Raw genomic sequence first — 25,218 nt, 5'->3', positions numbered from 1 at the left:
TATCCTGACCAGCATGCTGACCATCACCCAGGCCCTCGTCGACCAGATCGTCGCGCACGCGCGGCAGGACCACCCGGACGAGGCGTGCGGCGTCGTCGCCGGCCCGGCGGGCACCGGCCGCCCCGAGCGGTTCATCCCGATGCTCAACGCCGCCCGCTCGCCCACCTTCTACGAGTTCGACTCCGGCGACCTGCTGAAGCTCTACCGCGAGATGGACGACCGCGACGAGGAGCCGGTCGTCATCTACCACTCGCACACGGCCACCGAGGCCTACCCGTCCCGCACGGACATCTCGTACGCGAACGAGCCCGGAGCCCACTACGTGCTCGTCTCGACCGCCGACGCGGACGACGCCGGACCCTTCCAGTTCCGCTCCTACCGGATCGTGGAGGGCGAGGTGACGGAGGAGGAGGTCACCGTCGTGGAGTCCTACTGATCTCACCTGGCGGCCGAAAAGCGTCCGGAGTATGAGATCACATTCCGGGACCCGGACCGGGAATCGATACGATGAGCCCATGGTTTCCCCTGACGTGAGCGACAAGACGCCGGGCATGCTGCTCGTGGCGCGGCTGCACGTCGACCTGTGCAGGCTGCAGAGCGCCATCTGTACGCGCTGACCTGCCGCCGTACGGCCGTGAGCCGCGGCTCCGCACGCCACGTGCCCCTTGCTTCGCCCCCGTAGCGCGCCTTCCCCCGAGCTCCCGGCCTCGCCGGAGCAGGGGGCGCACCGACCCTGACTACTTCCGACAGGAGCCCGCAACCATGGCCATCGAGGTCCGCATCCCCACCATCCTCCGCACCTACACCGACGGCCAGAAGGCCGTCGAGGGGAGCGGGGACACCCTCGCCGAGCTGTTCGCCGACCTCGAGACCCGGCACACGGGCATCCAGGCCCGCATCGTCGACGAGGGCAAGCTGCGCCGCTTCGTCAACGTCTACCTGAACGACGAGGACGTCCGCTTCCTCGACAGCATCAACACCAAGCTGTCCGACGGCGACACCGTGACGATCCTGCCGGCCGTCGCCGGCGGCATGGCCTGATAGGCCGCTGATCCCTCATGCGCTACGACTCCCCGCTCGCCGCGGTGGGCAACACCCCTCTGGTGCGCCTGCCGCGGCTGTCGCCGTCCGCGGACGTCCGGATCTGGGCCAAGCTGGAGGACCGCAACCCGACCGGCTCGGTCAAGGACCGCCCCGCCCTGCACATGATCGAACAGGCGGAGAAGGACGGCCGGTTGACTCCCGGCTGCACGATCCTGGAGCCGACGAGCGGCAACACCGGCATCTCACTGGCCATGGCGGCCAAGCTCAAGGGCTACCGCATGGTGTGCGTGATGCCCGAGAACACCTCCCAGGAGCGCCGTGACCTGCTCGGCATGTGGGGCGCGGAGATCGTCTCCAGCCCGGCCGCCGGGGGTTCCAACACCGCCGTCCGTGTCGCCAAGGAGCTGTCGGCCGAGCACCCCGACTGGGTGATGCTCTACCAGTACGGCAACCCGGACAACGCGGGGGCGCACTACGCGACGACCGGTCCGGAGATCCTCGCGGACCTCCCCTCCATCACGCACTTCGTGGCGGGCCTCGGCACCACCGGCACCCTGATGGGCGTCGGGCGTTACCTGCGCGAGCACAAGCCCGACGTCAGGATCGTCGCCGCGGAACCCCGCTACGACGACCTGGTCTACGGCCTGCGCAACCTCGACGAGGGCTTCGTGCCCGAGCTCTACGACGCCTCGGTCCTGACGAGCCGCTTCTCCGTCGGCTCGGCGGACGCGGTCACCCGCACCCGGGAACTGCTCCAGCAGGAGGGCATCTTCGCGGGCGTTTCCACCGGCGCGGCACTGCACGCCGCGATCGGTGTCGGCAACAAGGCGCTGAAGGCGGGCGAGTCCGCCGACATCGCCTTCGTCGTGGCCGACGGCGGCTGGAAGTACCTGTCCACGGGCGTCTACACGGCGGCCACCACGGAGGAAGCGATCGAAACGCTCCAGGGCCAGCTCTGGGCGTGACGCGCCCAGCGGACGGGTCCACGGACCCGTCCGGTCCGCCCTCACGCGCGACCGTCGGCCCGCCCACGCGGGCGAGCGGCGGCCCCTCCGGTCCGCCGACACGGGCGAGGAGCGCCCGCCCCCGTCCCACGACAGCCACGTCGGGACGGCCGGCCCCGGCCCTGACGCGCCGGGCACCTCGCATCTCGGCCCGCTGCGTGCGGGAGCCATTGCCTCGACCCGCAGTGCGGGCGGCCATTGCCTCGGCCCGCGGTGTGCGGGCGGCCATTGCCTCGGCCCGCGGTGTGCGGGCGGCCATTGCCTCGGCCCGCGGTGTGCGGGCGGCCATTGCCTCGGCCCGCAGTGCGCGGGTGACCACAGCCTCGGCCCGTGGTGTGCGGGTGACCACAGCCTTGGCCCGTGGTGTGCGGGCGGCCATTGCCTTGGCCCGCGGTGTGCGGGCGACCATTGCCCCGGCCCGTGGTGTGCGGGTGACCACAGCCTTGGCCCGCGGTGTGCGGGCGGCCATTGCCTCGGCCCGCGGTGCGCGGGTGACCACAGCCTTGGCCCGCAGTGCGAGCGACCACAGCCTCGGCCCGCAGTGCGGGTGACCACAGCCCCGGCCCGCGGTGCCCGGGCGACCATTGCCCCGGCCCGCGGCGCGCGGGCCGTCACCGCCTCGGTTCGCCGCGCGTGGGCGACCACCGCCTCGGGGCGCCGTGCGCGGGCAGCGCCCGCGTGCCGGATACCCCGTGCCGGGTCCCGCCGCGTGCGGGCGGCCGTCGGGTCAGCCCGCCAGGTACCGCACCTGGTCCCACAGCACGGGATCCATGACGCCCACCTTCCGGCGGAAGTCCCACACCGGCACGTCCCGCAGCTCGTCCGTCTCCAGGAAGCTCGGCCGTCCATGGGCGTCGCCCACGGCTCCCGGCGGCAGCGGGATCACTCCGGCCCGCTCGTCGTGGTACTTGCTGGTGATCTTCGCGACGACGGCCCGGTCCCCGCGCACCACGAGCACCAGGCAGGGCCGGTCCTTCGCCCCCCGGGTGTCCTCGTAGGGGACGTTCGCCCACCAGATCTCCGCCGGCCGGGGCCGCGGCGCTCCGCGCCTGCGGCCCGAGGGGCGCCCGGGCGGGCGCGTACGCCCGGCCGGCCGGCGCCCGCGGCGCCCCCAGCCGTCCACCAGCGTCGCGACCAGCGCGAGCAGCACCACGGCCGCGAGCGCGAGCCACCAGGACGTGTCCATAGCAACGAAGGTACCGGCGCGCATCCCAGCGCGCTCCTCGCCGCGAACACTTGACGTCGCACGCTCGTCCCGACGTCCACCGAAACGGTGACACCACAGGTGAGTTCGCCCACAACGGCCCCTGGCGGAGGAGCGACCGGCCCTTTTGCGCCTTACGCTCGACGGACCGCACGACCCCCGTTCCCGTACCCGCTCCGAGTATCTGCATATCGCATCTACTCTCTGCACTTCCTGCCAGCGCGGAGGTTCCAGCTCTTATGAAGCTCACCGTCGTCGGCTGCTCGGGGTCGTTCCCGTCCGCGGAATCGGCCTGTTCGAGCTACCTCGTCGAGGCCGACGGCTTCAGGCTGCTTCTCGACATGGGCAATGGTGCCCTCGGCGAGCTGCAGCGCCACTGCGGTCTCTACGACCTCGACGCGATCTTCCTCAGCCATCTGCACGCCGACCACTGCATCGACATGTGCGCGTACTTCGTCGCACGCTACTACCGCCACGACGGCGGTCGCTGCGACCCCATCCCGGTCTACGGCCCCGAGGGCACGGAGCAGCGGCTCACCACGGCCTACGCCGACACGCCGTCCGCCTCCTCGATGAGCGAGGTCTTCGACTTCCACACGGTCAAGCCGGGCACGTTCGACGTCGGCCCGTTCACCGTGCACACCGAACGGGTCCGCCACCCCGTGGAGGCCTACGGCATCCGCGTGGAGCACGGCGGAAAGTCACTGACGTACTCCGGGGACACCGGGGTGACCGAGGCACTGGACGAACTGGCCCGCGACACGGACCTGTTCCTGTGCGAGGCCGCGTTCACCCATGGCAAGGAGGACATCCCCGACCTCCACCTCAATGGCCGCGAGGCGGGCGAGACCGCGACCCGCGCCGGCGTCCGCCGCCTGGTCCTCACGCACATCCCGCCGTGGACGGACCCGCGGACCAACCTCGCGGACGCCCGCGCCGCCTACGCGGGCCCGGTGGACCTGGCGGCGCCCCGGGTGTCGTACGAGATCTAGCGCCCGGACGCGGCCGCCCGCGGCCCCCACGCACCACAAGGCCCCCGGAACCGAACGGTTCCGGGGGCCTCCTCGTGCGTGGGCGGTGCCGTTACTTGGCCTCGGCCTTCTGGAGCTCCGCGAGCTCCTCGTCGGACTCGCGGCCCGGCGTCGGCAGGTTGAACTTGGTGATCGCGAAGCGGAAGACGACGTAGTAGACCGCGGCGAAGCACAGGCCCACCAGGACCAGGCCCCACGGGTTGGTCGCGATGCCGAGGTTCAGGCCGAAGTCGACCGCGCCGGCCGAGAAGCCGAAGCCGTCCTTCATGCCGAGCGCCCAGGTCAGCGCCATCGAGACACCGGTGAGGACCGCGTGGATCGCGTACAGGACCGGCGCGATGAACATGAACGTGAACTCGATGGGCTCGGTGACACCCGTGACGAAGGAGGTCAGGGCGAGCGAGAACATCATGCCGCCGACGACCTTGCGGCGCTCGGGACGGGCGCAGTGCACGATCGCGAGGCAGGCGGCCGGGAGCGCGAACATCATGATCGGGAAGAAGCCGGTCATGAACTGTCCGGCGGTCGGGTCACCGGCCAGGAAGCGCCCGATGTCACCGCTCTTGCCGTGGTAGTCGCCCGCCTGGAACCACGGGAACGAGTTCAGCAGGTGGTGCATGCCGATCGGGATGAGCGCGCGGTTGGCGACACCGAAGATGCCCGCGCCGACGGCGCCCGAACCGACCAGCCACTCACCGAAGTTGTGCAGCCCCGTGCCGAGGACCGGCCAGATGTAGCCGAAGACGATGCCGATGAGCAGGCCCGCGAAGGCGGACAGGATCGGCACCAGCCGGCGGCCGCCGAAGAAGCCCGCCCAGTCGGGCAGCTTCGTGCGGTAGAAGCGCTGGTAGAGCAGGGCGACGACGATGCCCATCACCACGCCGCCGAGGACCTTGGCGTCCACCGGTGCGTCGACCATGACCACCTTGCCGTCGACGGCCGTGGCCACCTTCGGCAGGTTCTTGTCGGAGAACGTCGCCAGCACGTTCTTGAAGACCAGGTAGCCGACCACGGCCGCGAGCGCCGTCGAGCCGTCCGACTTCTTCGCGAAGCCGATCGCGATGCCCACGGCGAACAGCAGCGCCATGTTGTCGAGGATCGCGTTGCCACCCGCCGTCATGAACCCGGCGATCTTGGTGAGGAACGTGGGGAACGACTCGCGTCCCAGCATGTCGGGGTTGCCGAGGCGCACCAGCAGCGCGGCGGCGGGCAGGGTGGCGACCGGCAGCATCAGGCTTCGGCCGATGCGCTGCAGAACAGCCATCGCGCCGGCGCCCTTCTTCTTCTCGGCCGCGGGAGCGGCGCTGGCCGTGGACACAGGTTCCTCCAGTGAACATGGCGCCGCCCGGGAACAAGGGGGTGGGGACGGCGTGGTCTACACCACTCAGTGGTGTAGACCTGTTGTAGCACGGTGAAGGCTGGATAAGGAACCCGCGGATTTTGTGGGCTGGGCCATAGTCGGAAGAAGTGGCCGCACGAGGTTGCAGACGTGACGAAGGGCCCCCGGACCACACGGTCCGAAGGCCCCTGACGGGTACGGGAAAGACCCTACTTATGGCTTGGTCGTGTCCACCACCTCGTCCTCCGGCTCCCGCCCCGGAGTCCTGAGGTCGAACTTGGTGATCGCGAAGCGGAAGATCGCGTAATACACGACCGCGAAGCACAGCCCGATCGGGATGATCAGCCACGGCTTGGTCGCCAGATGCCAGTTGAGGGCGTAGTCGATCAGACCCGCCGAGAAACTGAATCCGTCGTGCACCCCGAGCCCCCACGTCACCGCCATCGACACACCCGTCAGGATCGCGTGGATCACGTAGAGCAGCGGGGCGATGAACAAGAAGGAGTACTCGATCGGCTCGGTGATGCCCGTGACGAACGACGTCAGCGCGACCGAGAGCATCATCCCGCCGATCTCCTTGCGGCGATGCGGCTTCGCGCAGTGAGTCATGGCCAGCGCGGCGGCCGGCAGCGCGAACATCATGATCGGGAAGAACCCCGAGGTGAACTGGCCCGCGTCCGGGTCACCGTGCAGGAACATGTTGATGTCCCCGTGCACCACCTCCCCGCTCGGCGTGGTGAAGCTGCCGAACTGGAACCAGATGGGCACGTTCAGGAACTGGTGCAGACCGATGACGAGCAGCGCCCGGTTCGCCACGCCGAACACACCCGCGCCCCACGCACCCAGACTCACCAGCCAGTCGCTGAAGCTCTCCAGACCGTCGCCGATCGGCGGCCAGATCCACAGGCACAGCCCGGCGAACACGATGGCCACGAACGACATGACGATCGGCACCAGCCGACGCCCGTTGAAGAAGCCGAGCCAGTCCACCAGCTTGGTGCGGTGATACCGCTGCCAGAAGTACGCGGTCATCAGGCCCATGATGATCCCGCCGAAGACCCCGGGATTCTGGTAGGTGAACGCCGTCACGGAGAAGTCGGGCGCCTGGCAGCCGATGTCCTGGATGACCTTCGCCTGCTGAGCGCACTTCTCCGGGAACTGGTGCAGCACGCCCAGATACACGAGGAACCCCGCGACCGCGGCGAGCGCGGTGGAGCCGTCCGCCTTCTTCGCCATGCCGATGGCCACCCCGACGCAGAACAGCAGCGGCAGCCCCAGCTCACCGTCCAGCAGGGCGCCGCCCGCACCCTTCATCACCTTCGAGACGCCGTCCCAGCCGAGCCCGTCCGCCCCGAACACGTCCGGCTGTCCCAGCCGGGTCAGGATGCCCGCCGCCGGCAGCACCGCGATGGGGAGCTGAAGGCTCCGCCCCATCTTCTGCATCCCCTGGAACAGACCGTTCCAGCGGTCGCGCGCGGTGGGAGCGGTGCTGTCGGCAGTCATGGGCGTCCTCCGGACGGGGCCGGGTTTGGCGCCCGCCCGCCCACTGGTGTAGACCAGTTGATGACCGGTCGCTCTGTCGTGACCGCCATCATTCGGCACGAACGACATGACCGCTCGCAAAGATGGGCCAACTGTGGGTTACTGCGACAAAGCGGTTCGGATCAGGGAGTAGGACATGGCCAGCAAGGCTGAGAAGATCGTCGCCGGACTCGGCGGCATCGACAACATCGAAGAGGTCGAAGGCTGCATCACCCGCCTGCGCACCGAGGTCAACGACCCCTCGCTGGTCGACGAAGCCGCCCTGAAAGCCGCCGGCGCCCACGGCGTCGTCAAGATGGGTACCGCGATCCAGGTCGTCATCGGCACCGACGCCGACCCCATCGCCGGAGAGATCGAAGACATGATGTGAGCCACCCCGCTCACCCCCGAGGGGCTGCATCCATCACCGGACGCAGCCCCTCACCCGTATACGACTAGGCTCGTCGCCATGTCTCGAATCGACGGCCGCACCCCCGAACAGCTGCGCCCCATCACCATCCAGCGCGGCTGGAGCAAGCACGCGGAAGGCTCCGTACTCGTCTCCTTCGGCGACACCAAAGTCTTCTGCACCGCCTCCGTCACCGAAGGCGTCCCGCGCTGGCGCAAAGGCAGCGGCGAAGGCTGGGTCACCGCCGAGTACTCCATGCTCCCGCGCGCCACCAACACCCGCGGCGACCGGGAATCCGTACGCGGCAAGATCGGCGGCCGCACCCACGAGATCAGCCGCCTCATCGGCCGCTCCCTGCGCGCCGTCATCGACTACAAAGCCCTCGGCGAGAACACCATCGTCCTCGACTGCGACGTCCTCCAGGCCGACGGCGGCACCCGCACCGCCGCCATCACCGGCGCCTACGTCGCCCTCGCCGACGCCGTCTCCTGGGCCCAGGGCAAGAAACTCGTCAAGGCCGGCCGCAAACCCCTCACCGGCACCGTCAGCGCCGTCTCCGTCGGCATCGTCGACGGCATCCCCCTCCTCGACCTCTGCTACGAAGAGGACGTCAAGGCCGACACCGACATGAACGTCGTCTGCACCGGCGACGGCCGCTTCGTCGAAGTGCAGGGCACCGCCGAGGCCGAACCCTTCGACCGCAAGGAACTCAACGCCCTCCTCGACCTCGCCGTCGCCGGCTGCGACGAACTCGCCGCCATCCAGCGCGCCGCCCTCGAAACGACCCTCGAGGCAACCGGACGATAACCCTTCGCGTTCTAAGAGGTACGGGCGTACGGTCCAGCCGAGCGCCCACCGACCGCACCGCGGGCCGAGCCGAGCCACCACCGGCCGGACCGGCCCGCGACGGCCGGGGACCACATCACGCCCACGGGGAGGGACCGTTCCATGGCCGCGCGCCATCGCCGCCGCACCGCCACCATCGCCGTCGTCGCCGCACTCGTCGCCCTGCCGACGACCATCGGATGCGACGCGGTCGACAAGGCCCTGGACTGCGTCCAGACCGCCGACTCCATAGCCGACAGCGTCACCGACCTCCAACAGGCCGTCGAGAACGCGGCGAACGACCCCACACAGACCGACGCATCCCTCAACTCCATCGAGAACAACCTCGACAAGATCGGCGACAAGACCGACAACGCCGACGTCAACAAAGCCGTCGACGACCTCGAAAAAGCCGTCGGCAACGTCCGCACCGCCATCAAGAACGGCGACAACACCCCCGACGTCAGCCCCGTCACCGACGCCGCCGGCGAACTCACCAAGGTCTGCACGCCGTAACACCCGCCCGCCCCTCGCGCCGGGCCGCCCGCCACACCCTCACCACACACCGCCGGCCGGCCCGACGCGAAAAGGACCACGGGCTCCGGGCCGCCCACCGGCACCACACACCGCCGGCCGGCCCGACGCGAAGAGGACCACGGGCTCCGGGCCGCCCCCCGGCACCGGAGATACTGACACTCATGACCCGCCTGATCCTCGCCACCCGCAACGCCGGAAAGATCACCGAACTCCGGGCGATCCTCGCCGACGCAGGCCTGCCCCACGAACTCGTCGGCGCGGACGCCTACCCCGACATCCCCGACGTCAAGGAAACCGGCGTCACCTTCGCCGAGAACGCCCTGCTCAAGGCCCACGCCCTCGCCCGGGCCACCGGCCTGCCCGCCGTGGCCGACGACTCGGGCCTGTGCGTCGACGTCCTCAACGGCGCACCCGGCATCTTCTCCGCCCGCTGGGCGGGCCGCCACGGCGACGACCAGGCCAACCTCGACCTGCTGCTGGCCCAGCTCTCCGACATCGACGCACCCCACCGCGCCGCCCACTTCGCCTGCGCGGCGGCCCTCGCCCTGCCCGACGGCACCGAACGCGTGGTCGAGGGACAACTCCGCGGCACCCTCCGCCACACCCCCGCCGGCACCAACGGCTTCGGCTACGACCCGATCCTCCAGCCGGACGGCGAGACCCGCACCTGCGCCGAACTCTCCCCCGCCGAGAAGAACGCCATCAGCCACCGCGGCAAGGCGTTCCGGGCACTCGTACCGGCGGTGGGGGAATTGCTGGGCTGAGCATGCGAAAGGGCCGCCGGGTCCGGCGGCCCTCTCCTGCGTGCGGCCGATGGGATTCGAACCCACATGGGCAAACGCCCAGAGGCACCTAAAACCTCCGCTTATACCATTCAGCAACGGCCGCTCAAAACGGTCATCACGCCCGACCGGCGGCACTCAGTGTACGAGGGTCGCGGCTCACCTGGCGAGAGGGATCACTCTCGCCTTCTGCCGGCACCACGTCGCCGTCAACGAATGGCAGTTGGGGCACAAATACCGCAGGTTCTCCCGGCGATTGTCGCGCCAGTCCCCATTGATGTGGTCGATCTGCAAGGTGATCGGACGGCCTCGCCATGCACCGGTGTTGCCGCATTCAGCGCACCTGTACGGCTCCCCGACCTCGGCCAGCGCCCGATGGAGCTGGGCCCTTCTGGGGCGTCCCGCCTGTTCCGGCAGGACGACCAGCACCCGGCAGGCGGTCGGTGCGGGCGCCGGTCGCTCAGGTCGCGCCCAGGTCCGGCGCTTGAAGTGGCCGGTGTCGAGTCCGAGGCGCGAGGCGGCCCGACGCACCCGCCGGTGGTTGGTGTCGTTGACCTCCATGCCGAGAGCGCGCATGACGTCGGCGAAACTCGTGCAGCGCGGCACGAGGCTCCGTAGCGTGTCCTCGGGAATCGCCGCCCGTCGACGGGCGAAGTGACTGACGTCGATGCGGTGCTCGGTGAGCATACGGCCCAGCGCCGCCCGTGACCGGCCGTCGTCGGGGACCCCCAGAGCGCGCGCGACGCCACGCACGCTGGTGGCCCCGGCCGCGGCTGTCCGCAGCTCTTCGCGGGTGAGGGGCAGGTCGACATTCTGACGCCCGACACCGGGGAAGTGACTGATGTCGATCCCCATCGCGTCGATACGGCGCCGGAGATGGGAGAGCGTTCCCGTGGCCGGGACGGCTCCGAGCTTCAGGGCCACTTCCCGCAAAGAGGAGGCCGACGCGGCGGCTTCGGCGACAGCGGCGTCCGGATACGTGCGCCACGGACTGCGCTTGACGAAGTGGCCGGTATCGAGCCCGTACCGAGCCACTCTCTCCTGAAGCACCCGGCGACGGCCCCCACTCGGCTTCAGACCGAGGCGCCGCATGAGGTCCGCCCAACTGCGCGCTGCGGCCACCTCACGTTCCAGCGTCTCCTCGCGATAGAGGTCCGAGCGTTCGGACGTCCTTCGTGCCGTCATGCATCCCCCGTTCCCTGCGCCGCTCCCGTACGGCCTGTCGGGCACGGGACCGCTCGTCACGCCGTGGATCCAGTCCCACTTCGTTCGCTCGGACGTCGCACCCTCGTACGGAGTAACGAACCGACGCCCGCCCCGTCACGCGGGGAACGCGGAGCGGCTCGCGCCGAGGGGTCGGGGCGAGCCGCTGCGGGGAGGGGTGGGGGCTCAGATGCCGAGGTCCTTGATGATCTTCGCCACGTGGCCCGTCGCCTTCACGTTGTACAGGGCCCGCTCGACCTTGCCCTCCTCGTCGACGATCACGGTGGAGCGGATGACGCCGACGACCGTCTTGCCGTAGAGCTTTTTCTCGCCGAAGGCGCCGTAGGCCTCCAGGACGGTCTTGTCGGGGTCGCCGACCAGGGTGACCTTCAGGGACTCCTTCTCGCGGAACTTGGCGAGCTTCTCGGGCTTGTCGGGGGAGACGCCGATGACGTCGTACCCGGCGCCCGCCAGCAGTTCGAGGTTGTCCGTGAAGTCGCAGGCCTGCTTGGTGCAGCCGGGGGTCAGGGCCGCCGGGTAGAAGTACACGATGACCTTGCGGCCCTTGTGGGCGGAGAGGGAGACCTCGTTGCCGTCGGCGTCGGGCAGGCTGAAGTCGGGGGCGGTGTCGCCGGGCTGGAGTCGCTCGCTCATCGGTACCTCACGTGGCCGGGAGATGGTTTACGGACCTATGGGTGACGAGCGTAATGGGGGTGCCGAGGGGTGCGCGGCTGCCCGAGCTGACAGACTGTCGAAAGCAGGGAGTCAGAACACGACCACGGAGGCAGCGCGGTGTCGGATACGTCGAGAACGTCGGATACCAGGACTCCGGCGGAGATCGAGGCGGACATCAAGCGCCGCCGCGAAACGCTCGCCGAGACCCTCGACGAGATCGGCGTGCGCGTGCACCCGAAGACGATCGTGGGTGACGCGAAGGCCAAGGTCGCCTCGCACATCGACCACACGCTCGGCCGCGCCTACGTCGGCGTCAATCGCGTCGTCAGCGATGTGAAGGGCCAGCTGGTCACCGAGGAGGGCGCGCCCCGCCTGGAGCGCATCGTGCCGGTGGCCCTGGTCGTGGTCGGTGTCGTCGGGCTGCTCACCGTCGGTTCCCGGCGCCGCAGGCGCTGATCCGCCGGGGTCCGGGTGCGGGGCGGGTGTGGCTCGCCCCGGGTGCCGCCGATCGGTTTCCGCGGGGCGAGGATCGACCCACTCGCGTGCGGAAGCGGCCGGGGCAGGTAGGTTCGGGTCGTGAGCGCCAATCGGGATAAGCACAGCACCCATCACGACAAGTTGCCCATCCGCATGCTGCACGACCGTGTGCTGGTGCGGCAGGACGCCGCGGAGGGCGAGCGCCGGTCCGGCGGCGGCATCCTGATCCCCGCGACGGCGGCGGTCGGCCGCCGTCTGGCCTGGGCCGAGGTCGTCGCCGTCGGGCAGAACGTCCGGACGGTCGAGCCGGGCGACCGCGTTCTGTACGACCCGGAGGACCGTGCCGAGGTCGAGGTGCGCGGGATCGCCTACGTGCTGATGCGTGAGCGGGATCTGCACGCCGTCGCCGCGGACCGCTTCGAGGGCTCCGAGGACTCGACGGGCTTGTACTTGTAGGCGTACGTCTGCCGAAGGGGCTGGTGACCATGGTCACCAGCCCCTTTTGCCTGGGTTTTGCTACCGTGGAGGGACCCGACGAGACGCGCCGTACCGGGATCGCAAAGACGACGCACCCCCTGTCGTCCGATTCACGGAGGTGCCGTCATGGCCTGGGTTCTGCTCGTCGTCGCCGGTCTGCTGGAGGTGGGCTGGTCGATCGGCATGAAGTACACCGACGGGTTCACCCGGCTGTGGCCGAGCCTGGCCACGGGTGCCGGGATCGTCGCGAGCATGCTTCTTCTCTCGTACGCCGCCAGGTCTCTGCCCATCGGTACCGCCTACGGCGTCTGGGTCGGGATCGGCGCCGCAGGGGCGGCGGTGCTCGGCATGGTGGTGCTCGGCGAGCCGGTGACCGCGGCCCGGATCTTCTTCGTGTGTCTGCTGCTGGTCGCCGTGGTGGGTCTCAAGGCGACCTCGGGCCACTGACGGGCCCGGCCCCTGACGGACTTGGTCACCGGCCGGTCCGGTCATCGACCGGCCTGGTCACCGGCCGGGCCGAGGGCCTAGGAGCGGCGGTGTGGGGCCCGGCCGAAGGGGTTGGTGCCGGCGATCGTCCCGTTCGTGCCGCCGTCGGTCGTGCCGCCGTCCGTCGTCCCTCCGGTGCTGGTGCCGTCGGTGGTGCCCCCGTCGGTGGTCCCGCCGTCCGTGGTCCCGCCGTCCGACGTGCCTCCGTCGGTCGTGCCGCCGTCGGTGGTGCCGCCGTCCGTCTGGCCCTCGGTCTGCCCCTGGCTCTGGCCCTGGTCCTGGCCCTCCGTCTGCCCCTCGGTCTGGCCCTCGGTCTGTCCTTGGCTCTGGCCCTGGTCCTGGCCCTGGATGTCCTGGCCGTCCGACGTGCCGCCGTCGTCGTCCTGGCCGCCGATGGTGTCCGGCGTGCTGGGTTCGGTCGTCGGGGTCTGCGTCTGCTCGGCGCCGGGCTGGAGCTGGAGGTCGAAGTCCGACACCGGGGTCCCGCGGAGCGCGGTCCGGGTGAACTGCGCCCAGATCCGTGCCGGGTAGGCGCCGCCGTTGATGCGGTTCTCGCCGAGGGCGCCGTACAGCGGCTTGTGGGCGCCGGTGTCGGGGTCCTGGCCCATCACGGACACCACGGTGGCGAGGTCCGGGGTGTAGCCCGCGAACCAGGCGGCCTGGTCCTCCTCGGCGGTGCCGGTCTTGCCGGCCGCGGGGCGGCCCGCGGCCTGTGCGGCCGTGCCGGTGCCGCCCTGGACGACGCTGCGCAGGACGGAGGTGGTGGTGTCCGCGGCTTCGCGGCTCACCGCCTGGTGGGTGTCGTGGCTCGGCAGGTCCACGACCTCCGCGCCGTCCTTGGTGATCTTCTGGACGAGCGTGTACGTGCCGTGCCTGCCGTGGTTGGCGAGGGTGGCGTAGGCCTCCGCCATGTCGAGGACGCTGGCAGTGGCCGGGCCGAGCGCGATGGAGGGGGAGGCGGTCAGGTCAGGGGTGTTCGAGGGGATGCCGAGGGACACGGCCGTCTTCTCGACCTCGTCCGGGCCGACGTCGACGGCCATCTGCGCGTACACCGAGTTCACGGACCGGTCGGTGGCGGTGCGCACGGTGATGTCGCCGTACGAGTAGCCGTCCTCGTTCTCGGGGGCGTAGGCGCCGCCGCTCCAGCCCCGTACGGGGCGCTTGTTGGTGCCGTCGTAGACGGTGTTCGGGTTGATCATGCGGCCGTCGCCGGTCGTCGAGTGGTTCTCGACGGCGGCGGTGAACACGAACGGCTTGAAGGTGGAGCCGACCTGGTAGTCGCGGCGGGTCGCGTTGTTCACGTACTGCTTGGTGTAGTCGATGCCGCCGTACATGGCGACGACCTTGCCGTTGGAGGGGTCGATGGCGACGCCGCCCGCGCGGACGTAGGTGTCGGTCTTGCGGTTTTTCTTGTCGAGCTTGTCCATAACCTGGTCGTCGACGGCCTTCACGAAGGCGTCCTGCTTGGGCTTCTGCAGTGTGGTGGTGATGCGGTAGCCGCCGGCGGCGAGGGTGTCCTCATCGATGATCTTGTTGCTCGTGAGGTACTCCTTGACGGCCTGCACGAGATAGCCGCGCTGGCCGGACATGCCGGCCGATCCCTTGGCCTGCTTGGGCGCGGGGAACTTCACGCCGGTGCGTTCCGCGGGAGTGAGCCACTTCTTGGCGACCATGCCGTCGAGGACGTAGTTCCAGCGGGCGAGGGCGGCGGGCTTGTTCTCGGGGTGCGCGATCACGTCGTACTCGCTGGGCGCGTTGAGGAGGGCGGCGAGGTAGGCGCCCTGGCCGACCGTCAGTTCGTCGGCGTCGACGCCGTAGTACGCCTGGGCGGCGGCCTGGATCCCGTACGCGTTGCGGCCGTAGTAGCTGGTGTTGAGGTAGCCCTCCAGGATGTCGTCCTTGCTCTTCTCCCGGTCGAGCTTGATGGAGATGAAGAACTCCTTCGCCTTCCGCGTGACGGTCTGCTCCTGGCCCAGGTAGTAGTTCTTCACGTACTGCTGGGTGATCGTCGAGCCGGACTGCCTGCCCTTGCCGGTGGCGGTGTTCCAGGCGGCGCGGAGCATCGCCTGCGGGTCGACGGCCGACTCGCCGTAGAAGTCCCGGTCCTCGGCGGCGAGCGTGGCGTGCTGGGCGTCCTTGGAGATCTTCGAGAGTGAGACGTTCTCCCGGTTGACCTCGCCGTCGCGGGCGAGCTGGCTGCCGTCGGCGTACAGGTAGACGTTGCTCTGCTTGGTCGCCGCGGCGTTCGCGGGCGGGATCTTCACCAGGTAGTAGCCGAGCGCGAAGAATCCGATCAGAAGCAGCAGCGCGACGAGGAACGTGCCGAGCACCATCCGCCAGGTCGGGACGAGCCGGCGCCAGCCGGTGCGCCCCCGCTTCTGCTTCTTGCCGGGCTCGCCCGGTGCTCCTTCCTGCGGACCCGCTCCGTGCTGCGGCTGCGGCTCGTCACTCATCTGTTCGCCGGACTCCCGTTTCGCTTCGTACGTCGCCGTACGCCCTCGTACGCCTTGTGCGCCCCCACTTGAAGACTTTCGCACCCGCCATTCCGTTCCCGGTTCCCGGCACGCGTCCTGCCCGGAAAATGCATGGCGGGTGTCTCGGCCCCGCGGTTAGGCTCCGGACCTTTGGCCTCGGCGCGGCTGCCGGCGGGCTCGGGCACACCAGAGAGGATCTCCTCGTGGGCACAGGGCGGTTGTACGCCGCCGTCGCGGTCGGCGGGTTCCGGCGCTACGCCACGTACCGGATCGCCACGGCGGCGGGGGTGTTCACCAACACCGTCTTCGGGCTGATCCTGGCGTACATCTTCATCGCGTTGTGGGACGACAGACCGCACCTCGGCGGCTACGACCAGGCGCAGGCGCTCAGTTACGTGTGGCTGGGCCAGGCGCTGCTGATGGTCGTCGCGGTGATGGGCGGCGGCTTCGAGGACGAGCTGATCGAGAGAATCCGTACGGGTGACATCGCGATCGACCTGTACCGGCCCGCCGACCTCCAGTTGTGGTGGCTGGCCCAGGACGCGGGCCGTGCCCTGTTCCATCTGCTGGGGCGTGGTGTCGTCCCGCTCGCGTTCGGCGCGCTCTTCTTCGACCTGGCGCTGCCCGTCGACCCGCTGGCCTGGATCGCGTTCCTGGTGGCGGTGGCGCTCGGTGTGGTCGTCAGCTTCGCCCTGCGCTTCCTGGTGGCGCTCTGCGCCTTCTGGCTCCTCGACGGGGCCGGGGTGGCCCAACTCGCTTGGATCGCGGGCATCTTCTGTTCGGGGATGCTGCTGCCGCTGAACGTGTTCCCGGGTGTCCTCGGCGAGGTGGTGCGCGCCCTGCCGTGGTCGTCGCTGATCCAGGCGCCCGTGGACGTCCTGCTCGGCACGGCCGACCTGCCGCGCACCTACCTCTTCCAGGCGGCGTGGGCCGCCGCGCTGCTCGCGGCCGGGCGGCTCGTCCAGTCCGCGGCGACACGACGGGTGGTGGTGCAGGGTGGTTAGCCCCGCGCGCAACGGCACACGCCCCGTGGAGCGAGGCCCGGCGGACGCCGTGTGGGCCCCGCAGGGCAGGTACGAGCAGGTCCGCGAGGGGCTGCGTGCCTACCGGATGATCGCCGCCATGTGGATCCGCTCCACGATGGCCTACCGTGCCTCCTTCGCGATGACCGCCTTCGGCAACTTCGCGGCGACGGCTCTCGACTTCGCCGCGATCCTGCTGATGTTCTCGCAGGTCGACCGGCTCGGCGGCTACTCGCTGCCCGAGGTGGCCTTCCTGTACGGGGTGTCGGGCACCGCCTTCGGGTTCGCCGACCTGGCGTTCGGCTCGATGGACCGGCTCGGCCGGCGGGTGCGCGACGGCACCCTCGACACGCTGCTGGTGCGCCCCGCTCCCGTGCTCGCGCAGGTCGCCGCGGACCGTTTCGCGCTGCGCCGCCTCGGCCGCATCACCCAGGGACTGCTGGTCCTCGGGTACGCCGTCGCCGTGCTCGACGTGTCCTGGACACCGCTCAAGGTCCTCATGATCCCGCTGATGCTGCTCAGCGGCGGAGTGATCTTCGCTGCGGTGTTCGTGGGCGGCGCGGCGTTCCAGTTCGTCGCCCAGGACGCCTCCGAGGTGCAGAACTCCTTCACCTACGGCGGCAGCACGCTCCTTCAGTACCCGCCCACCGTCTTCGCCACGGAGCTGCTGCGCGGGGTGACCTTCGTGTTCCCGATCGCGTTCGTCAACTGGCTGCCCGCGCTGTACGTGCTGGGGCGGCCCTATCCGCTCGACCTGCCGACGTGGGTCGCCTTCGCACCGCCGCTGGTCGCGGCGGTCTGCTGCGTGCCGGCGGGTCTCGCCTGGCGCGCGGGCCTTCGGTCGTACCGCAGCACAGGGAGCTGACCCATGGACAACGAGGACGCCGACCTCATCCTTCTCGACCGTGTCGAGAAGGTCTTCGAGGTGCGCAGAAGGACCGGCTTCCTGCGTGCCGAGCGGCGGCAGGTGCGCGCCGTGGACTCGCTCTCGTTCTCCGTGCGGCGCGGTGAGATGGTCGGCTACATCGGGCCGAACGGGGCGGGGAAGTCGACCACCGTCAAGATGCTCACCGGCATCCTGACGCCGAGCGGCGGCCGGCTGCGTGTCGCGGGCATCGACCCGTCCCGCGAGCGCACCCGCCTCGCGCGGCGCATCGGGGTGGTGTTCGGGCAGCGTACGACCCTGTGGTGGGACCTCCCGCTGATCGACTCCTACCGGCTGATGCACCGCATGTACCGCATCCCGGACGGCCGTTACCGCGAGAACCTCGACCGCTGCGTCGAACTCCTCGACCTCGGTGACCTGTTGGACGTACCGGTACGGCAACTCTCCCTGGGGCAGCGGATGCGCGGTGACATCGCTGCCGCGCTGCTGCACGACCCCGAGGTGCTCTACCTCGACGAGCCGACCATCGGCCTGGACGTGATCAGCAAGGCGCGGGTGCGGGAGTTCCTGCGCGACCTGAACGCCGAACGCGGCACGACCGTGCTGCTGACCACCCACGACCTCACCGACATCGAGCAGTTGTGCCGGCGGGTGATGGTCATCGACCACGGCCGGCTGGTGTACGACGGCTCGCCGGCCGGGCTGCACGAGGTGGGGGAGAGCGAGCGGACGCTGGTCGTGGACCTGGAGCGGGAGCTTCCGCCGATCGAGGCGGAGCCGGCGCGGGTGGTGAAGGTGGAGGGGCCGCGCCAGTGGCTGGCCTTCCCCGCCTCCGAGTCGGCCGCTCCGCTCGTGGCGCGGATCGCGGCACGGTACCCGCTGGTCGACCTCTCGGTGCGGGAGCCGGACATCGAGGCGGTCATCAGCCGCATGTACGCGGGCAGGGCAGTCTCGTAGGCTGACCTCCATGACCGACGATGTGCCGGAACTGCGAGCCTCCGACGCCGACCGTGAACGAGTCGCCGAGCAGCTGAGGGACGCCCTCGCGGAAGGCCGTCTCGACATGGAGGAGTTCGAGGAGCGGCTGGAGGCGACCTACCAGGCCCGTACGTACGGGGAGCTGGCGCCGATCACCCGCGACCTTCCGGGCGCGGCGACCGCGGCCCCGGTCTCCATGGTCAAGGAGCCTGTGGGAGAGGGCAGTTGGGCGGGGCGGATCGTCGGCGGCGAGGGCTCGTCCTCGTGGGGCGTCGCGATCCTGTCGGGCTTCGAGCGCAGGGGCCGCTGGACGGTCCCCAAGCGTTTCAACTCCTTCGCTTTCATGGGCGGCGGCGAGATCGACCTGCGCGAGGCGAACTTCGCGGACCGTGACGTGGTCATCAACTGCGTGGCGGTCATGGGCGGTGTCAATGTCATCGTGCCGCCCGGCGTCGAGGTGGTGGTGCGCGGCATCGGCATCATGGGCGGTTTCGACCACCGCGAGGAGGGGCGGCCCGGGGAGCCCGGAGCGCTCCGGGTGATCGTCACGGGGTTCGCGTTCTGGGGCGGTGTCGGCGTCGAACGCAAGCTGACCCGCGCCGAGCGGCAGCGTCTGAAGGCGGAGCGCCGCCAGGAGAAGCTGGACCGCAAGGCGGCCCGCGCCGAGCTGGAGGGATCGGAGGCCGGAGGTTCCCGGCGGGAGGCTCTCGGCGACATGTTCGACGCGCTCGACGAGGCCCGCGATCTGGTCCGCGAGCGCCACGAGGAGCGCTGGGCGCGCCACGAGGAGCGCCGTGAGCGGCACTGGGCCCGGCAGGAGGAGCGCCGCGAGCGCCACCGGGAGCGGCGCGAGGACCGCGACCGGCACCGCGACGGGGACTACTGACCGCACCGGTCGCCGGCTGTCCGCTGGGGCCGTGCGGGCCCCGGACGGTCCGGGAGCCGGGCCGTTTCTGCGCGCTGTGGTGGCCGGCGCGCCCCGTGGAGCTGCCGGCGCCCTGGGTGCTGCCTGAGCGCCCTGCGGCGAGTCCGGCCCGTTCTCGCCCCGTCGGGCCTCTCCGGGCCTCTCCGGCCCTCTCCGGGCCCCTTCGGGCTCCCGGGGGGCCGGTGTCCGTCCGCCCTGCCCGTCCCTCCGGCCCCGGGGCGTGGTCCCCGGGGGAGTGCCGCGACGGCACGTGGGGAAGCGTTACAGCTCTGCCGGGGCCGAGCCCTTCAGGTCGTCCAGGTCGAAGACCTCGGCCATCTTCCGGTACCCCTTGTCGCTCGGGTGCAGGTGGTCGCCCGAGTCGTAGTCGGACCGCAGCCGCCGCGGGTTGTACGGGTCGCGCAGCGCGGCGTCGAAGTCGACGACGTCGTCGTACACCTTCCCCGACCGGATCTCCGCGTTGACGGCCTGCCGCACGGCCTCACGTGCGTCGGTGTAGCCGCGGTGACCCTGAAACGGCATCAGGGTGGCGCCGACGACCCGCAGTCCGCGGGCGTGCGCCTGACGCACCAGCTTCCGCAGGCCGTCGGTGACGGTGGCCGGGTCGACCTGGTTCGGGTTGCGCAGGATGTCGTTGACGCCGAGGTCGATCACGACGGCCCTGACATTGGTGCGGTCCAGGACGTCACGCCCGAACCGCGACAGCCCGCTCGGGTTGTCCGCCGGCCGGCCGAGGCCCGCCGCGAGCACCTGGTTGCCGCTGATGCCCTGGTTGACGACGCTGTAGCGGGGCGTGTCGCCCGACCCGGCCGCGGCGCGCAGCCGGTCCGAAAGCACGTCGGTCCAGCGGTGGTTGGCGCCCACCGTCGACGTGATGCCGTCGGTCAGCGAGTCGCCGAGGACGACGACGGTGCCCGCCGCCTCGTCGCTCAGCACGTCGAGCGCGGTCAAGTACCGCCAGTACTCGCTCTGTTCGGTGTACGCCGTGCTGGTCACGTCCTCCGTGCGGTCGCCGTCCGCGACGTACGAGACCTGCCGCGCGTGCGGGTGGTAGGTGACCGGGCCGGACTCGGTCGGCGCGTACGTGGTGACGAGGACGTCCGCGCCGTGCGGGATGCGCACGCGCACCGCGTCGCTCATCGCCTGCCCGCCCGCCGGGATGACGACCGTGGGGTTGCCGCCGAAGGTGAGGCGGCGCATGGTGTCGGCCGCCGCGGCGGCGTTGTTCGGCGTCGCGGCGACGGCGAGCGAGACGTGCGTGAGGGTCAGCGGCCGCTGCCCGTAGAGATTGGAAAGCGTGATGCGGGCACTCGTACCACCGGCGCTCGCGTGCACGACGTTGCGTATGGAGCGGCCCGCCATGCCGTGCGTCTCGGTGCCGGGCTCGGCCCCCACCGGGGAGGCCGACCAGGCGCCGACCCAGGTGCCCGTGGAGGCGGGCGCCGCCGAGTTGTGCGGTGCACGGCCCGCGGCGAGGTTGTTCTGGTCGCCGCTCCCGTCGTCGGCCGAGACACCGATGTAGATGCCGGCGGAAAGGACCACGACCAGGGCGATGATCGCGGCCAACAGGGCGCCGTGCCTCACGGGGACTGCGGACGTCTGTGGGTCCACAGCGTGCCCCGCACCCCCGGCGTGACGCTTGGTCATGCGGTGCGTGTCTCCTCGGACGATGGGAGCCCGAGGCTCCGATGTGATCACCCCATGATGCGTCATGGGGCGGAAGAACACCGACAGCGCCCCCCTACGGGACCCCCTGGTCGATTCCCCGTCCGAACAGACGCCGGGAACTCCTGGTCCGTTCCAGGAGTCGGTCAGGAAGAAGCCCAGGAAGGGACAATGTGTACAGGGACTGAGAACGGATGGAGTGGATGGAACGCACGAAATCAGGTGAAACAAGCGATCCAGAGCAGCCTGCCCGGTCCGCCGCCGCCGTGAACCCCGCGACGACGGCGACCGCCGGGCGGCCGGGCCGGGCGATGACCACCTTCAGCCCCGCCGACGAGGAGCGCCGCCGCGGAGTGCGCCGCATGAAGGCCACGGCGACGGGTCTGCTGCTGCTCGTCGCGCTCGTCTACGTCCTTGCCAAGTGGGCGTCCCACGAGGGCGCCGGCGCCTGGGCGGGGTATGTGGCGGCAGCGGCCGAAGCGGGCATGGTCGGCGCCCTCGCCGACTGGTTCGCGGTCACGGCCCTGTTCCGTCACCCGCTCGGCCTGCCCATCCCGCACACCGCGATCATCCCCACCAAGAAGGACCAGCTCGGGGTCTCCCTGGGCGAGTTCGTCGGCGAGAACTTCCTGTCCGAGGAGGTCGTCCGCCAGCGGCTGCGGGCCGTCGGCATCGGCAGCAGACTCGGCTCCTGGCTCGCCGAACCGGAACACGCCGACCGGGTGACGGCCGAACTGGCGACCGCGCTGCGCGGCGCGCTGGCCGTCCTGCGGGACTCCGACGTGCAGGCCGTGGTCGGCGAGGCCATCACACGCCGCGCCGACGCCCAGGAGATCGCCCCCGGCATGGGCAAGATGCTGGAGCGGATCGTCGCGGACGGCGGCCACAGACGCGTCGTGGACCTGATCTGCGTCCGCGCCCACGACTGGCTGGTACTGCACGACGAGCAGGTCCTGGACGCCGTGCAGGGCGGGGCCCCCGGCTGGACCCCCAGGTTCGTCGACAAGAGGGTCGGCGAACGGGTCTACAAGGAGCTGCTCCGCTTCGTCACCGAGATGCGCGACGCCCCCTCGCACCCGGCCCGCGGCGCACTCGACCGCTTCCTCACCGACTTCGCCTCCGACCTCCAGTCCGACACCGACACCCGCGCGCGCGTGGAACGGCTCAAGGGCGAGGTCCTGGGCCGCGGGGAGGTCCAGGACCTCATCGCCTCCGCCTGGACCGCCGTACGCTCCATGATCGTGTCCGCCGCCGAGGACGAGCGGAGCGAGCTGCGGCTGCGCGTGCGGGCCTCGCTGCTGTCGCTGGGCGCCCGCATGGCCACCGAGCCCAAGATCCAGGCGAAGGTCGACTCCTGGGTGGAGGACGCGGCGGTGTACGTGGTGACGACGTACCGCACGGAGATCACCTCGCTGATCACCGACACCGTGGCGAGCTGGGACGCCGAGCACACCACCCGGAAGATCGAGGCGCACATCGGACGCGACCTCCAGTTCATCCGGATCAACGGCACGGTGGTGGGCTCGCTGGCGGGTCTGCTGATCTACGTGGTGTCGCGGGCGCTGGGGGCCTGAGCGGCGGCCGTCGGCCCGGGCGGCGATCGTCGGCCCTGGCCGGGGTCGTCGGCCCGAGCGCCGGCCGGGGCGGGCCCCGGGGCCGGGCGCCGGGCTTGGGTGTGGGGGGCGGGCTTGGACGCCGCCGGGTACGGGCGCCGGTCGCGGGCCCGGAGGTGTGCGCCGCCGGGTGCGGGCCTGGAGGCTTGCCCTGCTGGGCGTCGGTGCAGGGCGCCGGGCGCGGGCCGGTAGCCCTGTGCTGCTGGGCTCGCGCCGCCGGGTGCGGGTGCCGGGCGTGCGGTGCAGGCTGGAGGGATGGAGGCCCTTCCCGCCGCTGCCGGGTGCAGGCCTGGAGGCCCCTCCCGCCGGTGCCACGTCCAGGGCTGGAGGCCCGTCCCGCCGGTGCCGCGTACGGGCCCGGACGTCCGCCCCGCCTGCGCCGTGCGCAGGCGTGAAGGCCGGAGGCAGGGGCACCCGGACGTGGTTCGCTCAGGAAAGAGGGAGCCATGACCGCACCAGCCCCGGGCGCCTCCGGACCTGCCCCCACCGGCACCGTCACCACGGACGTGCCCGCCCGCCTGGACCGGCTGCCCTGGTCCCGCTGGCACTGGATGATCGTGATCGGCCTGGGAACCGTGTGGATCCTGGACGGCCTGGAGGTCACCACCGTCGGCAACATCGCCGGACGGCTCTCCGAGGAGGGCAGCGGCCTCGCCATCACCTCCGCCCAGGTCACCGGCACCGCCGCGGCCCTGTACGTGGCGGGCGCCTGCGCGGGCGCCCTCTTCTTCGGCCGGCTCACCGACCGCTACGGCCGCAAGAAGCTCTTCATGGTCACCCTCGCCGTCTACCTCTCCGCGACCGCGCTGACCGCGCTGTCCGTCGACGCCTGGTGGTTCTTCGCTTTCCGCTTCCTCACCGGCTTCGGCATCGGCGGCGAGTACGCCGCCATCAACTCCGCGATCGACGAACTCATCCCCGCCAAGTACCGGGGCCGGGTCGACCTGATCATCAACGGCAGCTACTGGCTCGGCGCGATCGGCGGCGCACTGCTGTCCATCGTCATGCTGAACACGGACATCTTCCCCGCGAACATCGGCTGGCGGCTCACCTTCGGCCTCGGCGTGGTTCTCGGACTGGTGATCCTGCTGGTCAGGCGGCATGTTCCGGAGAGCCCGCGGTGGCAGTTCATCCATGGGCGCGGCGAGGAGGCCGAGGAGCTGGTCGCCTCCGTCGAACGGGACGTCGAGCGGGAGAAGGGCGCACCGCTGCCCCGCGCACGTGGCGAGATCACCATCCGGCAGCGCAAGAGCATCGGCTTCGGCATCATCGCCAGGACCGTGTTCGCGCACTATCCCAAGCGTGCCGTCCTCAGCCTCGCCCTCTTCATCGGCCAGGCCTTCCTCTACAACGCGATCACCTTCGGCTTCGGCGCCATCCTCACCAAGTTCTTCGACGTGCCCACCGGCGGCACCGGCTACTACTTCGCCGTCATCGCCGCCGGCAACTTCCTCGGCCCGCTGCTGCTCGGCAAGCTCTTCGACACCGTGGGCCGCCGGATCATGATCTCCTCGACCTACCTGCTCTCGGGCTTGCTGCTGTTCGGCACGGCCTGGCTCTTCGACCGCGGCTCGCTGAGCGCGGCGACCCTCACGGCCTGCTGGTGCGCGGTCCTCTTCTTCGCGTCCGCGGGCGCCTCCAGCGCGTACCTCACGGTCTCCGAGATCTTCCCGATGGAGACCCGCGCCATGGCCATCGCCTTCTTCTACGCCATCGGCACCGCCGCGGGCGGCATCAGCGGCCCGCTGGTCTTCGCCGACCTCACGGAGTCCGGGGTGGTCGGCGACACCGTGCTCGCCTTCCGGATCGGCGCGGCCCTGATGTGCGCGGCGGGCCTGGTCGCCGCGTTCCTCGCGGTGAACGCCGAGCGCCGTTCGCTGGAGGACATCGCCACGCCGCTGTCGGTGGAACCGGCGGGGGCCGCCGCGTCGTCCGCGTCGACGAGGAGCTGACGGCCCGCCCCGCACGAGCCCCGGGCCGCGGCTGAACTCCCGGTCCCCGGGGCCCGCGGCGGCCCCGGCTCCCGGGCACGGTCCCGGCAGGCGTCCCCGAGCACACGGATCTGAGTACGGGCACCTGAGTACGCGTACTCTGTCGGCCCGCCGCGCGGACGGGAACCCTCGTACGCATGACCGAGAAGCTGTTGAGCCCCCTGCGAACGAGCCCCGGGCCGGAACGCTGGCTGACGCGCCTGCTCGGCGCCGTGCTCTCCTGCACGGCGTATCTCCTGTGCCTGCCCTGGGACCTGGGCAACCGCCGGACGACGGAGGGCGCCCTCACGGAGACGAGCCCCGTGACCGGTGCCGGCGTCGTGACCCTCGCCGTGGTCCTGCTGCTCCTGGCCGCGTACTTCGGCCACCGGGACGCGCTGGCCTGGGCGTTGCTGCTGGTCGCGGTCGGACCGGCCACGCTGCTGTACGTGTCGCTGCGCACACATCCCGGCCCCCCGGACGGGTTCGCGGGCGCATGGCCGCTGGTGTGGGCGTTCTTCACGCTGCTGATGGCGACCGGGGTGCTCGTCGCGGCAGCGGTGGCACGGCAGTTCAGGGCAGACTTGGCGGACGACTTCAACGAGGAACTGAGCCTGGCCCACCGCCCGTGACGCCCGAGGAGCCGTCACCGGCGGCCACGAAGTGAGGAG

The 25,218-nt window shown here is 70.8% G+C and carries 26 protein-coding genes, 1 tRNA gene and 1 riboswitch; of the genes, 19 read left to right on the top strand and 8 right to left on the bottom strand.

Going from position 1 to position 25,218, the window contains the following annotated elements:
* The first annotated feature begins 13 nt into the window (after positions 1–13).
* The 4 genes from BKI49_RS14230 to BKI49_RS14215 all read left to right on the top strand — a co-directional run bounded on the left by BKI49_RS14230 (position 14) and on the right by BKI49_RS14215 (position 2,009).
* Positions 14–436 carry a M67 family metallopeptidase gene (locus tag BKI49_RS14230; RefSeq protein WP_095934628.1) on the top strand — a complete coding sequence of 141 codons (423 nt, stop codon included), beginning with the start codon at positions 14–16 and terminating at the stop codon, positions 434–436.
* Between the two features lie 79 nt (positions 437–515).
* Positions 516–617 (top strand): putative leader peptide, encoded by a 102-nt coding sequence (locus BKI49_RS36325; RefSeq protein WP_323186695.1) that lies wholly within the window; start codon positions 516–518, stop codon positions 615–617.
* 145 nt (positions 618–762) lie between these two features.
* Entirely contained in the window at positions 763–1,041 is a 279-nt protein-coding gene (locus BKI49_RS14220) for a MoaD/ThiS family protein (protein WP_095934626.1), read from the top strand.
* 17 nt (positions 1,042–1,058) lie between these two features.
* Positions 1,059–2,009 carry a PLP-dependent cysteine synthase family protein gene (locus BKI49_RS14215; RefSeq protein ID WP_095934625.1) on the top strand — a complete coding sequence of 317 codons (951 nt, stop codon included), beginning with the start codon at positions 1,059–1,061 and terminating at the stop codon, positions 2,007–2,009.
* A 766-nt stretch (positions 2,010–2,775) separates the two neighbouring features.
* Here the strand turns inward: BKI49_RS14215 and BKI49_RS14210 are convergent.
* A complete protein-coding gene (locus tag BKI49_RS14210; protein WP_095934624.1) occupies positions 2,776–3,234 on the bottom strand; it encodes a type II toxin-antitoxin system PemK/MazF family toxin in 459 nt (152 codons plus the stop codon).
* 257 nt (positions 3,235–3,491) lie between these two features.
* On the opposite strand from BKI49_RS14210, the gene BKI49_RS14205 reads away from it, so the two are divergent.
* Positions 3,492–4,244: an MBL fold metallo-hydrolase gene (locus tag BKI49_RS14205; RefSeq protein WP_095934623.1), complete on the top strand. Its 753-nt coding sequence runs from the start codon at positions 3,492–3,494 to the stop codon at positions 4,242–4,244.
* Positions 4,245–4,335: 91 nt separating this feature from the next.
* Here BKI49_RS14205 and BKI49_RS14200 read toward each other — a convergent pair whose 3' ends face one another.
* Positions 4,336–5,601 (bottom strand): PTS transporter subunit EIIC, encoded by a 1,266-nt coding sequence (locus BKI49_RS14200; RefSeq protein WP_095934622.1) that lies wholly within the window; start codon positions 5,599–5,601, stop codon positions 4,336–4,338.
* A gap of 234 nt (positions 5,602–5,835) precedes the next feature.
* Positions 5,836–7,125 carry a PTS transporter subunit EIIC gene (locus BKI49_RS14195; protein WP_095934621.1) on the bottom strand — a complete coding sequence of 430 codons (1,290 nt, stop codon included), beginning with the start codon at positions 7,123–7,125 and terminating at the stop codon, positions 5,836–5,838.
* Between the two features lie 175 nt (positions 7,126–7,300).
* Here BKI49_RS14195 and BKI49_RS14190 point away from each other — a divergent pair, with 175 nt between their 5' ends.
* The 4 genes from BKI49_RS14190 to rdgB all read left to right on the top strand — a co-directional run bounded on the left by BKI49_RS14190 (position 7,301) and on the right by rdgB (position 9,678).
* Positions 7,301–7,534 (top strand): PTS sugar transporter subunit IIB, encoded by a 234-nt coding sequence (locus BKI49_RS14190; protein WP_095934620.1) that lies wholly within the window; start codon positions 7,301–7,303, stop codon positions 7,532–7,534.
* A 78-nt stretch (positions 7,535–7,612) separates the two neighbouring features.
* A complete protein-coding gene (gene rph / locus BKI49_RS14185) occupies positions 7,613–8,359 on the top strand; it encodes a ribonuclease PH (RefSeq protein ID WP_095934619.1) in 747 nt (248 codons plus the stop codon).
* 141 nt (positions 8,360–8,500) lie between these two features.
* Positions 8,501–8,893 carry a hypothetical protein gene (locus BKI49_RS14180; RefSeq protein WP_095934618.1) on the top strand — a complete coding sequence of 131 codons (393 nt, stop codon included), beginning with the start codon at positions 8,501–8,503 and terminating at the stop codon, positions 8,891–8,893.
* A 182-nt stretch (positions 8,894–9,075) separates the two neighbouring features.
* Positions 9,076–9,678, top strand: coding sequence for an RdgB/HAM1 family non-canonical purine NTP pyrophosphatase (gene rdgB, locus BKI49_RS14175; RefSeq protein WP_095934617.1), 603 nt, complete (start codon positions 9,076–9,078; stop codon positions 9,676–9,678).
* Positions 9,679–9,719: 41 nt separating this feature from the next.
* Here rdgB and BKI49_RS14170 read toward each other — a convergent pair.
* The 3 genes from BKI49_RS14170 to bcp all read right to left on the bottom strand — a co-directional run bounded on the left by BKI49_RS14170 (position 9,720) and on the right by bcp (position 11,553).
* A tRNA-Leu gene (locus BKI49_RS14170) sits at positions 9,720–9,802 on the bottom strand.
* Positions 9,803–9,855: 53 nt separating this feature from the next.
* Complete coding sequence (locus BKI49_RS14165; RefSeq protein WP_179332441.1) at positions 9,856–10,881, bottom strand: HNH endonuclease signature motif containing protein; 1,026 nt, start codon at positions 10,879–10,881, stop codon at positions 9,856–9,858.
* Positions 10,882–11,085: 204 nt separating this feature from the next.
* Complete coding sequence (gene bcp / locus BKI49_RS14160) at positions 11,086–11,553, bottom strand: thioredoxin-dependent thiol peroxidase (RefSeq protein ID WP_095934616.1); 468 nt, start codon at positions 11,551–11,553, stop codon at positions 11,086–11,088.
* A gap of 138 nt (positions 11,554–11,691) precedes the next feature.
* Between bcp and BKI49_RS14155 the strand changes: the two genes are divergently transcribed.
* The 3 genes from BKI49_RS14155 to BKI49_RS14145 all read left to right on the top strand — a co-directional run bounded on the left by BKI49_RS14155 (position 11,692) and on the right by BKI49_RS14145 (position 12,975).
* Complete coding sequence (locus tag BKI49_RS14155) at positions 11,692–12,030, top strand: DUF3618 domain-containing protein (protein WP_095934615.1); 339 nt, start codon at positions 11,692–11,694, stop codon at positions 12,028–12,030.
* A gap of 174 nt (positions 12,031–12,204) precedes the next feature.
* Positions 12,205–12,507, top strand: coding sequence for a GroES family chaperonin (locus BKI49_RS14150; protein WP_187285621.1), 303 nt, complete (start codon positions 12,205–12,207; stop codon positions 12,505–12,507).
* A 51-nt stretch (positions 12,508–12,558) separates the two neighbouring features.
* Positions 12,559–12,624: riboswitch (guanidine-III (ykkC-III) riboswitch) on the top strand.
* Between the two features lie 30 nt (positions 12,625–12,654).
* Positions 12,655–12,975, top strand: a complete 321-nt coding sequence (locus tag BKI49_RS14145; protein WP_095934614.1) for a DMT family transporter — start codon at positions 12,655–12,657, stop codon at positions 12,973–12,975.
* A gap of 77 nt (positions 12,976–13,052) precedes the next feature.
* Here BKI49_RS14145 and BKI49_RS14140 read toward each other — a convergent pair whose 3' ends face one another.
* Positions 13,053–15,467: a transglycosylase domain-containing protein gene (locus BKI49_RS14140; RefSeq protein ID WP_095934613.1), complete on the bottom strand. Its 2,415-nt coding sequence runs from the start codon at positions 15,465–15,467 to the stop codon at positions 13,053–13,055.
* A 224-nt stretch (positions 15,468–15,691) separates the two neighbouring features.
* On the opposite strand from BKI49_RS14140, the gene BKI49_RS14135 reads away from it, so the two are divergent.
* The 4 genes from BKI49_RS14135 to BKI49_RS14120 are packed head-to-tail and all read left to right on the top strand — an operon-like array spanning position 15,692 to position 19,260.
* Entirely contained in the window at positions 15,692–16,492 is an 801-nt protein-coding gene (locus BKI49_RS14135) for an ABC transporter permease (RefSeq protein ID WP_257004785.1), read from the top strand.
* Between the two features lie 25 nt (positions 16,493–16,517).
* Complete coding sequence (locus BKI49_RS14130) at positions 16,518–17,375, top strand: ABC transporter permease (RefSeq protein WP_257004789.1); 858 nt, start codon at positions 16,518–16,520, stop codon at positions 17,373–17,375.
* 3 nt (positions 17,376–17,378) lie between these two features.
* Positions 17,379–18,353 carry an ABC transporter ATP-binding protein gene (locus BKI49_RS14125; protein WP_028804770.1) on the top strand — a complete coding sequence of 325 codons (975 nt, stop codon included), beginning with the start codon at positions 17,379–17,381 and terminating at the stop codon, positions 18,351–18,353.
* Positions 18,354–18,363: 10 nt separating this feature from the next.
* Complete coding sequence (locus BKI49_RS14120; protein WP_095934611.1) at positions 18,364–19,260, top strand: DUF1707 SHOCT-like domain-containing protein; 897 nt, start codon at positions 18,364–18,366, stop codon at positions 19,258–19,260.
* A 300-nt stretch (positions 19,261–19,560) separates the two neighbouring features.
* Here BKI49_RS14120 and BKI49_RS14115 read toward each other — a convergent pair whose 3' ends face one another.
* The gene (locus BKI49_RS14115; RefSeq protein WP_257004784.1) at positions 19,561–20,946 is read right to left on the bottom strand and encodes an SGNH/GDSL hydrolase family protein; all 1,386 of its coding nucleotides are present in this window, start codon (positions 20,944–20,946) and stop codon (positions 19,561–19,563) included.
* 212 nt (positions 20,947–21,158) lie between these two features.
* Between BKI49_RS14115 and BKI49_RS14110 the strand changes: the two genes are divergently transcribed.
* From BKI49_RS14110 to BKI49_RS14100, 3 genes are all read left to right on the top strand, one after another.
* Positions 21,159–22,538 carry a DUF445 domain-containing protein gene (locus tag BKI49_RS14110; RefSeq protein ID WP_095934610.1) on the top strand — a complete coding sequence of 460 codons (1,380 nt, stop codon included), beginning with the start codon at positions 21,159–21,161 and terminating at the stop codon, positions 22,536–22,538.
* 485 nt (positions 22,539–23,023) lie between these two features.
* Complete coding sequence (locus tag BKI49_RS14105; RefSeq protein ID WP_095934609.1) at positions 23,024–24,529, top strand: MFS transporter; 1,506 nt, start codon at positions 23,024–23,026, stop codon at positions 24,527–24,529.
* A gap of 176 nt (positions 24,530–24,705) precedes the next feature.
* On the top strand, positions 24,706–25,179 hold the full coding sequence (locus BKI49_RS14100) for a hypothetical protein (RefSeq protein WP_095934608.1): 474 nt from the start codon (positions 24,706–24,708) through the stop codon (positions 25,177–25,179).
* Positions 25,180–25,218: the final 39 nt, after the last annotated feature.

The sequence above is a fragment of the Streptomyces sp. Tue6028 genome, assembly GCF_002300165.1.
Lineage (GTDB): Bacteria > Actinomycetota > Actinomycetes > Streptomycetales > Streptomycetaceae > Streptomyces > Streptomyces siamensis.
The sequence above is the reverse complement of the archived record's forward strand: the minus strand, read 5'-3'. Positions and strand labels throughout refer to the sequence as shown.